Annotated in this window: 2 protein-coding genes (1 of these 2 cut by a window edge); both read left to right on the forward strand. The window is 69.8% G+C overall.

What is annotated here, in order from left to right; translation table 11 throughout:
* A complete protein-coding gene (locus tag GF068_RS23125) occupies positions 1 to 8,166 on the forward strand; it encodes a type I polyketide synthase (RefSeq protein ID WP_153821595.1) in 8,166 nt (2,721 codons plus the stop codon).
* Positions 8,163 to 13,806 carry the 5' portion of a type I polyketide synthase gene (locus tag GF068_RS23130; protein WP_153821596.1) on the forward strand. The gene runs 2,099 nt beyond the window's last position, so 5,644 of the gene's 7,743 nt are visible here — the first part of the coding sequence; the start codon lies at positions 8,163 to 8,165; its stop codon lies off the right edge, out of view. Before GF068_RS23125 ends, GF068_RS23130 begins: the two co-directional genes overlap by 4 nt.

Genomic DNA, 13,806 nt, shown 5'->3' on the forward strand with positions numbered 1-13,806 from the left:
ATGACTCCACCCAACGTAGAGAACCTTTCGGCCTGGCTGGTCTCCCGCCTCGCCGAGCTTCGGGGGATCGATCCACGGACCATCGACCCACGCGAGCGGTTCCATCGCTACGGCCTCGACTCCCTCGGGGCCACGAAGCTCATCGCGGACCTCGCCAAGCACCTCGGGCGGAGCCTCTCGCCGACCCTCGTCTGGGAGCACCCGACCCCCAAGGCGCTGGCGAAGTTCTTGACAACGACCAGGGGTTCGTCCTCGCCGCCCGCGCTCTCCGCGCCCCGCCCTCCGGCGCAACCGGCGCGGGAGAACGAGCCCATCGCCATCGTGGGCATGGCGTGCCGCTTGCCGAAGGCGCCGGACCTCGACGCGTTCTGGCGCCTGCTGCACGACGGCATCGACGCCATCACCGAGGTGCCGCGTGATCGCTGGGACGCAGGCGAGCTCTACGATCAGGACACCGCCGCCGCGGGGAAGCTGAACACGCGCTGGGGTGGGTTCCTCGACCAGGTCGACAACTTCGACCCGCAGTTCTTCGGCATCTCGCCGCGCGAGGCGGTGCAGATGGATCCGCAGCAGAGGCTCGCGCTCGAGCTCGCGCTGGAGGCGCTCGAGGACGCCGGGATCCCGCCGCCCACGCTGAAGGGCAGCCGCACGGGCGTCTTCGTCGGCGCGCTCTTCCTCGACCACGCCCTGCTCCAGGATCGCGCGGGGCGCGAGTCGATCACCGCGCACACGAGCACGGGCGGCGCGTCGTGCATCATCGCGAACCGCGTCTCGTACGCCTTCGGCCTCCAGGGCCCGAGCATGACCGTGGACACGGCTTGCTCGTCGTCGCTCGTCGCCGTGCACCTCGCGGCCCAGAGCCTGCGCAGCGGCGAGACGAACGTCGCGATCGCCGGCGGCGTGAGCTTGATGCTCGTGCCCGAGACGACGATGGGCTTCACCAAGCTGAACGCGATGAGCCCCGACGGCCGCTGCCGCGCCTTCGACGCGCGCGGCAACGGCTACGTGCGCAGCGAGGGCGCGGGGCTCGTCGTGCTGAAGCGCCTCTCGGACGCGATCCGGGACGGCGACCGCATCTACGCGGTCGTGCGCGGCAGCGCCGTGAACAACGACGGCGCGAGCAACGGCCTCACGGCGCCGAACCCGCTCGCCCAGCATGTGATGCTCCGGGACGCTTGCCGCGCGGCCGGCGTCGCGCCTTCGGACATCCAGTACGTCGAGGCGCACGGCACGGGCACGCCGCTCGGCGATCCGATCGAGGCGGGCGCGCTCGGGGCGGTGATCGGGGCCGAGCACGCGCCCGAGCGCCCGCTCTGCATCGGTTCCATCAAGACGAACGTCGGGCACCTCGAGGCGGCCGCGGGGATCGCGGGGCTCATGAAGGTGGCGCTCGCGATGCACCACGACGTGCTGCCGCCGAGCCTGCATTACGAGTCGCCGAACCCGAACATCGACTTCGAGCGGCTGCGCCTGCGCGTCGTCACCAAGGCCGAGCCCTGGCCCGCGCCGGAGGGCGAGCTGCGCCGCGCGGGCGTGAGCTCGTTCGGTTATGGCGGCACGAACGCGCACGTGATCCTGGAGAGCATGGCCCGCTCGGCGGCGAGCGTGGCCCTCCTCGAGGCGGGCGCTCCGGAGGCGATGGGCGCCTCGATCGGGCTCGCGCTCGAGTCGTTCCGGGGCGAGGAGGTCATCGCGGGCCGGATCCTGCGTGGCCCCGCGGCGGGCATGGGCCAGCGGCTCGCGGTCGTGGCGAGCACGAAGAGCGGCATCGAGGAGCGGCTCGTCGCGGCCCGTGGCGGCGCCGAGGGGCGCGGGATCTTCCGCGGCGCGGCCCGCGGGTCTCGCCGCGTGGTGTGGGTGTTCTCGGGGCAGGGCTCGCAGTGGCCGGGGATGGGCCGCTCGCTCGTGCTCTCGGAGCCGAGCTTCCGCGCGGCGCTCACGCGTTGTGATCGCGTGCTCGGGCCGCTGCTCGGCTGGTCGGTGCTCGACGAGATCATGGCCGGATCGCCGCGCGTCGCGGCCGATCGTATCGACGTGATGTGGCCCGTGCTCTTCGCGTTCCAGGTCGCGCTGGCGGAGCTGCTCTCCGACCTCGGCCTCGAGCCGGGCGCGGTGATCGGCCACAGCATCGGCGAGGTCTCGGCGGCGCACGTCGCGGGTGTCCTCTCGCTCGACGACGCGGCGCGGGTGATCGCGCATCAGGCGAGGCTCGTGCAGCGCTCGGCGGGCCAGGGGATGATGTTGCTCGCGGGCGTCGGCTGGGACGAGGCTCAGTCGCTCGCCGCGGCATCGGGCGGGCGCATTCACGCGGCCATCGCCGCGAGCCCCACCTCGACGGTCTTCTCCGGCGACGGCGGCGCGCTCGCGGGCCTCGCGGCGTCGTGTGCCTCCCGCGGGGTCTTCGCGCGTCTCGTCAACACAGGGGCGGCCGTGCATGGGCCGCAGATGGCCTACCTCGAGGGTGAGCTGCCGCCTCTGCTCGTGGGGCTCCACCCGATGAGCGCGCGCGTCCCCGTCGTCTCTGGTCTCACGGGCGAGCGGATCCGCGGCGAGGATCTCGACACGTCGTACTGGTCGCGGCAGCTCCGCGAGCCTGTCCGGTTCGCCAGCGCCATCCGGCGCCTCCTCGACGATGGGCTCGCGGTTTTCCTGGAGATTTCGCCGCACCCGATCGTCAAGCATTCGATCGAGGAGTGCATCCGCCACGTGGACAAGCAGGCCACGGCCGCGGCGGTGGCGTCGCTCTGGCGCGGCGAGGACGAGGGTCGCTCCATCCGCGAGGCCGTGGGGCAGCTCTTCGTGAACGGCGCGAGCGTCGTCGATCGCCGCGCGGACGACGAGGCGACCGAGACGGGGCACGTGCATCTCCTGCCCGTCTCGGGTCAGACCGAGACGGCGATGCGCGAGGCTGCGCGGCGCCTCGTGCATCACATCGAGAAATCGAGCCGGATCGTCCTGCGGGACGCCTGCTACACGATGAGCGTTCGCCGCGCGCACCACCGCGTGCGTGGCGTCGTCGCGGCGCGCACGCGGGCCGAGGTCCTCGATGGAATGCGCGCGCTCGCCGAGGGGCGAGATCATCCCCTCGCGCGCGCGGGTGCGGTGCCGATCGGCGGCCCGCGTGGCCTCGTCTTCGTGTTCCCGGGGCAGGGCTCGCAGTGGGTCGGCATGGGCCGCTCGCTCTTCGTGCAAAAGCCCGTGTTTCGCGAGGCGATCGAGGATTGCGACGCGGTGATCCGGCGCGAGGCTGGCTTCTCGGTCATCGAGGAGCTGCTCGCGGACGAGACCCACTCGCAGCTCGCTCGTATCGACGTCGTACAGCCCATGCTCTTCGCGATCGAGGTCGCGCTCGCCGCATTGTGGCGCGCGTGGGGCGTCGAGCCCGACTGCGTGATCGGCCACAGCATGGGCGAGATCGCGGCGGCGCACGTCGCGGGTGTGCTCTCGCTCGAGGACGCGGCGAAGGTCATCTGCCGGCGTAGCAAGCTGCTCCGGCGCGTGGCGGGGCTCGGGGCGATGGCGCTCGTCGAGCTCACGATGGACGAGGCCGAGCGTGCCCTCGTGGGTTACGAGGACAGGCTCAGCGTGGCGGTGAGCAATGGCCCGCGCTCCACCGTGATTTCGGGCGAGCCTGCGGCGCTCGAGGAGGTGCTCGCGAAGCTCGAAGGGCGCGGTGTCTTCTGTCGCCGGGTGAAGGTCGACGTCGCCTCGCACAGCCCGCAGATGGACGTCCTCAAGCAGGACCTCTCCGCCGCGCTCGCCGACCTCCAGCCGAGGGCGGCGCAGATCGCGATGCGCTCGACCGTCACGGGTGGTCTCGTCGCGGGCGCGGAGCTCGACGCGTCGTACTGGGTGAAGAACCTCCGCGCGCCCGTCCTGTTCGGCAAGGCCGTCGCGAAGTCCGCCGAGGAGGGGCAACCCCTCTTCGTCGAGATCAGCCCTCACCCGATCCTCTTGCATTCGATCGAGGAGACGCTGCGCGCCCTTTCGAAGGAGGGGGCGGCCATTGCGTCGCTGAAGCGCAACGAGGACGAGCGCCATTGCCTCGTGGACGCGCTCGGCGCGCTCCACGTGAAGGGCCACGAGCTCGTGTGGGGCAGGCTCTTTCCGCGCGGCGGGCGGTGCATTTCGCTCCCCACGTATCCCTGGCAGCGGGACAGGTACTGGCTGCCCGACGAGGTGAAATCGCGGATGCCTTCGTCGCGGCCATGGTTCTCCCAGGCCGCCGTCGTCGATCCCGCGGCGCACCCGCTGCTCGGCCGGCCCCTGCAGCTCTCGGTCGAGCCCACCCTCCATTTCTGGGAGCAATCGCTCAGCACGACGACGTTGCCCTACCTCGCGCATCATCGCGTGCAGAACGAGGCCATCTTCCCGGGCGCGGGGTACGTGGAGATGGCCCTCGCCGCGGTCGCCGAGGTGCACGGCAAGGTCTCGGTCGCGCTCGAAGAGGTCACCTTCGACCGGATGCTCCCGATTGCCAAGGACCCGGATCGGCGCGTCCAGGTCGTCCTCGTGGACGAGGAGTCGGGGCGCGCTTCCTTCCAGGTCTCGAGCCGCGAGGGGGACGCGAAGACGTGGACGCGGCACGCGGCGGGCAAGGTGCGCACGGGCGTGGGCGCGCCGGGCGCGCGCATTTCGCGCGAGCGTCCTCGCGTGCTCCAGGCGCGGTGCCCGACGGTGCTCGATGCGGAGGCATTTTATCGCCGCATGGAGGAGGGCGGGCTCATGTATGGCAGGAGCTTCCGCGGCCTCGAGCAGATGTGGCTCGGCGTCGAGGAGGGCCTCGCCCGCGTGTTCTTGCCGGCCGACGTCGCGGTGAACGTGGACCAGTATCAGGTCCACCCGGCGCTGCTCGACGCGTGTTTCCAGGTCCTCGTGGGGGTCCACGTCGCCGCGGAGGCGGAGCCGCTCGGCACGTACGTGCTCTCCGGCATCGATCGAATCCGGCTCCACCGCACGCTCGGGCAGGAGGTGTGGGTCCACGCGCAGCTCCACCCGAGCGACGACAAGGCCAACCCGGCGGGGGACGTCCACGTCATCGACGCGGACGGCCGGGTGCAGGCGGAGGTGCAGGGGCTCCGTATCAAGCGGCTGGAGAGCGGAAAGTCGGCATCCGCGAACGCGCTCGACGACGCCATTTACACGGTCGAGTGGCGCAAGAAGGATCTCGACGGCGAGTCCGTGCGGATCAAGCACGCTGGGAGCCCCGGCGCGTGGCTGTTCTTCGTGGACGAGGGCGGGACGGCGGCGTCGATGGCGTTTCTCCTGCTCGCGCGCGGCGAGACGTGCGTGCGCGTGCGCGCCGGCGCGCGATTCTCCCGCCTCGAAGCGGGCCTCTTCGAGATCGACCCGACGAACCCGGAGCATTACCAGCGCGTCTTGCGCGAGGCGTTCGGCCGCGAGGTCCATTGTCGTGGGATCGTCCACCTGTTCGCGCTCGACGCGACCCCGTGGGAGCAGACCACGAACGAGACGATCGAGCGCGACGTGTCGCATGGCTGCCTGAGCGCGCTTTATCTGGTCCAGGCCGTCCTGCGGCAGGGATGGCGCGACGTGCCGCGGTTGTGGCTGATCACGCGCGGTGCGCAGGCCGTCCTCTCGACCGGGACACCACTCTCCGTGGCGCAATCGACGCTCTGGGGGCTCGGCCGCACGATCGCGCTCGAGCACCCGGAGCTCGAATGCACGCGTATCGACATCGATCCGTACCGCAGCGCGGACGAGGCCTCGCTCCTGCTCCGCGAGATCGCCGTCCGGGATCGCGAGGATCAGATCGCGTATCGCAAGGAGGGCCGGTTCGTCGCGCGGCTCGTGCACAGCTCGTTCGAGGCGGCCGATGCGGCCGGGGGCAATGCGCCGCCCGAGCCTGCGAAGGGCAGGGCGTTCCAGCTCGAGAGCCAGGAGCTCGGCGTCATCGATCGGCTCGTCCTGCGGGAGATCCCGCGTCGTCCTCCCGGTCCCGGCGAGGTGGAGATCCAGGTCGAGGCGGCGGGGCTCAATTTCATCGACGTCATGAAGGCCATGGGCATCTACCCCGGCATGTCCCCTGGGCCTTTGCAGCTCGGCCTCGAATGCGCCGGGCGCGTGGTCGCCGTGGGCGAGGGCGTCGAGCCGTTCCGGGTGGGGCAGGAGGTCGTCGCGTTCGCCGCGGGAGCGTTCAGCTCGCACGTCACCACGCTCGCGGAGTTCGTCGCGCCAAAGCCTTCGAAGCTGAGCTTCGCCGAGGCGGCGTCCGTGCCGGTCGTCTTCATGACCGTGTATTACGCGCTGAACAAGCTCGCGCGCCTCGGCCACGACGAGCGGGTCTTGATCCACACCGCGACGGGCGGCACGGGGCTCGCGGCCATTCAGCTCGCGCGGTTCCTCGGCGCCCAGATCTTCGCGACGGCGGGCAGCGAGGACAAGCGCGCGTATTTGCGATCTCTCGGCATCGAGCACGCCATGGACTCCCGGTCGCTCGATTTCGCCGGGCAGATCCTGGAGCAGACCAGCGGTCAGGGCGTCGACGTCGTCCTCAACACCCTCACGGGGGACGGGCGCACGCGCAGCCTCGAGATCCTCGCGCCGTATGGTCGGTTCGTCGAGCTCAGCAAGCGCGACATTTACGACAACGGCCAGCTCGCGATGACGCCATTCCGCAAGAGCCTCTCGTATGCGGCCGTGGACCTCGCCGGCATGTCGGTCGAGCGGCCTGCGCTGCTCGGCGCCCTGCTCCAGGAGGTCATGCAGCTCTTCGACATGGGCGTCTTCCAGCCGCTCCCGGTGAAGGAATTCCCGGTGGAACAGGTCCGCGACGCCTATCGCCTCATGGCCTCGGCGAAGCACATCGGCAAGATCGTGGTCACGATGAGCGAGCCGGACGTCCGCATTCTGCCCGCGGAGGAGCCGAAGCCGACCATCCAAGCGAATGCGACGTATCTGATCACGGGCGGCCTCGGCGGCCTCGGTTTGTCCCTCTCCCGGTGGATGGTCGAGCGCGGCGCTCGGCACCTCGCGCTCGTCTCGCGCGGCGCCCCCTCCGAGGCGGCGCGCGAGGCCATTTCGGCCATGGAGAAGGCCGGGGCCAAGGTGGCCGTGCTCGCTGCCGACGTGACGCGCGAGGACCAGGTCGACGCGATGCTCGCGGAGCTCGAGAAACGAATGCCCCCGCTGCGGGGGATCGTCCACGCCGCCGGTATCCTCGACGATCGGACGCTGCTCGAAATGGACGAGGAGCGCTTCTCGCGGGTGATGGCGCCGAAGGTGCGCGGGGCCTTCAACCTGCACGCGCATACCCTCGATCAGAAGCTCGATTTCTTCGTTCTTTATTCCTCCTCGGCGTCGCTCCTCGGCGCCCCTGGGCAGGGCAATTATGCCGCGGCCAATGCGTTCCTCGACGCGCTCTCCCACGCGCGCAGGCGCACGGGCCGCCCCGCGACGAGCATTCACTGGGGGCCGTTCGCCGATGTCGGCCTCGCCGCGACGCAGGACAACCGCGGCAAGCGCCTCTCGCATCGGGGCATCGAGAGCCTCTCGCCCGCGCACGGGCTCCTCGCGTTCGCCAAGCTGCTCGAGCGGCCGCGCGCCGAGATCGGCGTGCTTCGCCTCTCCGTGCGCCAGTGGGTCGAATATTACCCGCAGGTCGGCGACATCCCCTTCTGGTCGGAGCTCCAGCGGGACCAAAAAACGACGGACAGGCCGCCTTCGAGCCGGGTCTCGTTCCGGAGCCTGCTCGAGCGCAGGCCGCCGCCGGAGCGGCTCCCCATGCTGGAGAAGCACATCCTGGAGCACGTGGGCCAGGTGCTTCGGCTCGATATCGCGCGGATCGATCGGCTCGCCTCGTTCACGAGCCTCGGCATGGATTCGCTCCTGAGCCTGGAGCTCCGCAATCGGCTCGAATCGAGCCTCGGCGTGCGGCTCTCGGCGACGCTCCTGTTCACCTATCCGAACCCCGCGTCGCTCGCCGATCACCTGCTCGATCGGATGAGCCTCGCGCCCGGCAGGCGCCCCACGGACACGTCGCCCCCGTCGATGGCGGCGCCGCGGGCGGAGCGCTCGTCGGCCTTGCCCGCGCGGCCGAGTGAACCGATCCGGGTGCAGTCGCCCAGACACATTACGCAGTCGGAGGCCGACATCCTGCTCGAGCTCGAGGAGGAGCTGGCCCGCTCGGAGGACTACCTGTCGTGACCACGAGACGCCCCGATCCTCCCCCGAGCATGACGCAGCAGCACGACGACGATGCCCCGCCCGCGTCGGGGCTCTCGTCGATGCAGCGCGCGATCATGACGATCCAGAAGATGCGCGCGAAGATCGAGAGTATCGAGCGGGCGCGCATCGAGCCCATTGCGATCATCGGCATGGGGTGCCGCTTTCCGGGGGGCGCGAATACGCCGGAGGCGTTCTTTCGCCTGCTCGAGGACGGCGTCGACACGATTCGCGAGGTCCCGCCCGAGCGCTGGAGCCTGGAGCAGGAGGGCCAGGACATGGAGGCCGAGGCGGGCGCGCTCCGGTGGGGGTCGTTTCTCGACGGTGTCGATCGGTTCGACGCGACCTTCTTCGGCATTTCGCCGCGCGAGGCGGAGAGCCTGGACCCGCAGCAGCGGCTCCTCCTGGAGGTGGCCTGGGAGGCGCTCGAGCGCGCGGGGCAATTGCCCGAGCGGCTCATGGGCAGCCGGACGGGCGTGTACATCGGGATCTGGGCGCTCGATTATCAGCAGCGTGTCCTCGCTCTGAGCCCGGACAAACTCGACGCATACAGCTTCACCGGGAACGCCCTCAGCACGGCGGCTGGCCGGCTCTCGTACGTCCTCGGCTTGCAGGGGCCGGCCATGTCGGTGGAGACGGCGTGCTCCTCGTCGCTCACGGCGATTCACCTCGCCTGCCAGAGCCTTCGTAATGGCGAGAGCAACCTCGCGCTGGCCGGCGGCGTCAACCTGATGCTGTCTCCGGCGACGACGAAGCTGCTCAGCAAGACGCAGGCGCTCTCGCCGGACGGCCGTTGCAAGACGTTCGACGCGCGCGCGAATGGGTTTGTTCGAGGCGAGGGTTGCGGCATCGTGGTGCTGAAGCGCCTTTCGGACGCCGAGCGCGACGGGGATCCGATCATCGCGGTGATCCGTGGCTCGGCGGTGAACCAGGACGGCCGATCGACGGGGCTCACGGCGCCGAACGTGCTCTCGCAGCAGACCTTGCTCCGCCAGGCGCTCGAGAGCGCGCGCGTCGCGCCTTCCGACGTCGGCTATGTCGAGGCCCACGGGACGGGGACCTCGCTCGGTGATCCGATCGAGGTCGAGGCATTGAAGGCCGTGCTCGGCGGACCACGGGAGAAGGGGTCGACCTGCATTCTCGGCGCGGTCAAGACGAACATCGGGCACCTCGAGGCCGCGGCGGGCGTGGCGGGGCTCATGAAGGTCGCCCTCTCGCTCCAGAACGAGCGCATCCCGGGCAACCTCCATTTTCGCTCCCTGAACCCGCGGATCGATCTCCGCGGGACGTCGCTCGAAATCGCGCAGAACCCGGTGCCCTGGAAGCCGGGGCTCCGGCCGCGTATCGGCGGCGTGAGCTCGTTCGGTATCAGCGGGACGAACGCGCACGTCGTCCTCGAGGAGGCGCCGAGGAACCTGGAGGAGATCCTCGGAAGGGAGGCGAGCGCTTATCTCTTGCCCCTCTCGGCGAAGACCCCCGAAGCGCTCCTCGACCTCGCCCGTTCGTATCACCGGTTCCTCCTGAGCGCGGATGGTCCGCGCCTGCTCGACATCGCGTACACCGCCAGCGTGCGCCGCAGCCATTTCGAGCATCGCCTCGCGCTCGTGGGCGGCACGAGGGCCGAGCTCGCCGCGTCTCTCGCCGCAATCTTGCGTGGAGATGCGCCCGTCGGTGTCGTGCGAGGCAAAGCGACGCCGGCGCGTGCAAAGGCCGTCTTCGTTTTTTCGGGTCAGGGATCGCAGTGGCTCGGCATGGGGCGCAAGCTCTACGAGGAGGAGTCGGCATTTCGATCGGTCTTCGACTCGTGCGACGCGCTGCTCACGGGGAGGCTTGGTTGGAGCATCCTCGACGAGCTCGACTCGGTGGAGTCGATGTCGCGCATGTCGGAGACGCACGTCGCGCAGCCGCTGATTTTTTCGCTCCAGGTCGCGCTCGTGGAGCTCCTGCGCTCGTGGGGGATCGCGCCGGACGCCGTGATCGGGCATGGCGTGGGAGAGATCGCAGCGGCCTATATCGCGGGCATTCTGTCTCTGGACGAGGCCATTCGGCTGGTCGCGATTCGCGGACGGATCATGCAAAAGGCCACCGACGCTGCGAAGATGGTGTCCATCGCGGCGCCCCTCGACGTGGCGCGCAAGGCGATCGCCGGATACGAGGATCGGCTGATCGTGGGCGCGATCGATGATCCTGGATCCTGCGTGCTCGCGGGGCAGGTCCTCGCCATGGACGAGGTCGTCGCGCAGCTCGAGCGGCGGGGCGTCTCCTGCCGTGCCTTGCCCGCGACCTACACGTATCAGGGCCCGCACATGGATGGAGTCGCGCAGGAGCTCATGGAGCGACTCGTGCGCGTCGACGCTCGGCGGGCGACCCTCGCCATGTACAGCACGGTGCTCGCCGAGTGCGTGGAGGGCAAGGAGCTCGACGTTCGATATTGGGGGCGAAACGTCCGGGAGACGGTCGATCTCGCGGGCGCCGTGGGAGCGGCGATTCACGACGGGTATCAGCTCTTCCTGGAGGTCGGGCCGGATCCGGTGCTCGTGGATCACCTGCGGCAATGTATTGCCGCGAAGGGCGTGGAGGGCGGCCTGGCGGTCGCTTCCTTGCAGCGGGATCGGGGCGATCGTCGGGCGCTGCTCGAGGCGACCGGCGCGCTTTATACGCGTGGCTGCTCGGTGGAGTGGTTGCGGCTGGTCCCGCAAGGCGGTCGCCCCGTCCTCCTGCCGACGTATCCGTGGCAGCAAGAGCGCTACTGGGTCGAGACGCCGCAGGGGCGGGCCGTCGGGCACGGCGCGGATGCGCGTCACGCATTGCCACGGCCGCGGCAGCGCGCGCGCGTGGTCTTCGTATTCCCTGGGCAGGGCTCGCAATGGGTCGGGATGGGCAAGCAGCTCCTCGCGGAGGAGCCGGTGTTCCGCGCTTCCATCGAGTCGAGCGACGCTGCGATCCAGAAAGAGGCGGGCATCTCCGTGCTCGCCGAGCTCCACGCGGACGAGTCCAGGTCCCGTCTCGCGGAGGTGGACGTCGTTCAACCCGTCCTTTTTGCGGTAGAGGTCGCGCTCGCCGCGCTATGGCGTTCGCGCGGCCTGCGCCCCGATTGCGTGATCGGGCACAGCATGGGTGAAGTCGCTGCGGCCCACGTCGCCGGCGCGCTCGGGCTCGAGGACGCGGTCGGGATCATTTGCCGGCGGAGCCGCCTCCTCCGGCGCGTGAGCGGCAAGGGCGCGATGGCGCTCGTCGAGCTCTCCATCGAGGATGCGGTCAAGGCCCTCGCTGGGTACGAGGACCGATTGAGCGTCGCCGTCAGCAATGGCCCGCGAGCAACCGTCATCGCGGGAGAGCCCGGCGCGCTCGATATCGTCCTTTCGAACCTCGAAAAGAGCGGCATTTATTGCCGGCGCGTGAAGGTCGACGTGGCGTCGCACAGCCCGCAGGTCGATCCGCTCCGGGAGGATCTGCTCGCTGCATTGAGCGAGCTCCGGCCGGGGAGAGCGAAGATCCGCATGTGCTCCACGGTCACCGGTGATTTCGTCGCCGGGGCCGAGCTCGTGCCGTCCTACTGGGTGAAGAACCTGCGGGCGCCGGTTCTGTTCTCCCAGGTCACGCGTATGCTCATCGACGAGGGGCACACCATTTTCGTGGAGATGAGCCCCCATCCGATCCTCCTGCCGTCCATCGAGGAAAACCTGCGGGAGAAGCGCCGCGAGGGCGCCGCGCTTCCCTCGATGCGACGGGAGGCGGACGCGCGTCGCACGCTGGAAGAGGCCCTCGCCGTATTGCGCGAGAGAGGCGCGCTCGGCGAGGCTCGAGCGGGCGACGCCGACGGCGGCGCGGCGGGCGCGGACCATGAGGCGATCCCCCTGCTCGGCACGAAATTCCGTCCATTCGCCCAAGCCTCCACGCATTACTGGGAGGGGCGTTTGGGCCTCGAAAAGTTCCCTTGGCTCGGGGATCACCGCGTGCATGACGCCGTGGTATTTCCGGGCGCAGGGTACGTGGAGATGGCGCTCGAGGCCATTTCGGATGTCTTCGGCGGGGAGCAGGCGCTGCTCGAGGGGATTTCGTTCGAGCACATGCTCGCGCTTCGTCCGGAGGTCGGGCGCGTCGTGCAGGTATCGCTCGTGGATGAAGGCGGACGGCGCGCCTCGCTCGTGATCGGCAGCCGTGAGCAAGGAGAGGATCGGTGGGTTCGGCACGCGACGGCTCTCGTGCGTATGGCAGCCACGACCGACCTCGACGAGGCGAGCCTGCCACTCCGCAGAATCGCGAGCCAGTGCGTGGGAGAGGTCGATCCTGCCCAACATTATGCGCGCATGGGCGAGCGCGGCTTGCGCTACGGCCCGAGTTTTCGGGGTATTCGACGGATCTCCTTGGGGGAGGGGGAGGTGCTCGGGCACGTACGGTTGCCCGAGGAGCAATCGATCGGGACGTACCACGCGCATCCCGCGCTGCTCGACGCTTGCTTTCAGCTCGCCACGGCGCTCCTGCCGAGCGCGCATGCGGGGGAGACGTACCTGCCCGTGCGGATCGCGCGGATCGGCGTGCATCATCGCCTTTCCCGGGAAGCATGGGTTCATGCGCGGCGAGCGCCGGCCTCCGAGGCCGACACGGGCGTCGTCGACGTCGACCTCGTCGTGACGGACGAGGCAGGGCGGCTTCTGCTCGACGTGAGAGGCCTGCGCCTGCAGCGGATCGACGCCCTGCCGGCCAAGGATCCGTTCGATGATTGCGTATTCGTCGTCGAATGGCGGAGGAAGGACCTGGAGGGGTCGTCTCGGCCGCTCCCCGGGCGGGGCGCGTGGATCGTGTTCCTGGACGGCGCGGGGACCGGCGCTCGCGTCGCGAAGCTCTTGCGCGAGCGCGGGGAGCGGTGCGTGGAGGTCGGGCCCGGTCTGCGCTTCGAGCACGTGGGTACGGATTCGTATCGGCTGGATGCGACGGACTCCACCCAGCTCCGGCGTTTGCTCGACGAAGCTTTCGGGAGGCAGCAGCCGTGCAAGGGCGTGGTCCATTGCCATGCGCTCGACGCTGCGCCGTGGGAGCGAACGAGCGGCGAGACGCTCATGCAGGAGATGCGGGCTGGCGCTCTGTCCGTCGTGCGGATCGTGCAGGCCTTGTTGCGCCAGGGTTGGCGCGACGCACCGCGGCTCTTCCTCGTGACGCGGGGAGCGCAGGCGGTTTGGGAGGGTCAGAAGAGCGTCTCGGTGGCGCAGGCGCCGCTTTGGGGGCTCGGTCGCACGCTCGCGCTGGAGCACCCGGAGCTCGAGTGTACGCGGATCGACCTCGACCCTTCGGGCGACGCGGGGGACGGGTCGCTCTTGGTGCGGGAGTTCTTCGACGGTGATGGCGAGGATCAGGTCGCGTTGCGCTCGGCAGGGCGCTTCGTGGCGCGGCTCGTTCGGGGGAAGATCGAGCAAGGGGATCCGTCCCTCGAGCAGCGCAGGCAGGAGGCGGCGAGGGGGAGGCCATTTCGGCTGGAAATCCACAAGCCTGGGATCCTCGATGTATTCGATCTGCGGGAGGTCGAGAGGCGACCGCCGGGTCCGGGTGAGGTGGAGATCGACGTCGAGGCGGCGGGGCTCAACTTCCTGGATGTGCTGCTCGCCATGGGTGTTTTGCCCGACG

Origin of the sequence: Polyangium spumosum (assembly GCF_009649845.1) — a bacterium.
GTDB classification, from domain to species: domain Bacteria; phylum Myxococcota_A; class Polyangia; order Polyangiales; family Polyangiaceae; genus Polyangium; species Polyangium spumosum.

Coding starts and splice junctions, on each gene's coding strand:
- GF068_RS23125 (WP_153821595.1), top strand. CDS start 1: ATGACTCCACCCAACGTAGAGAACCTTTCGGCCTGGCTGGTCTCCCGC.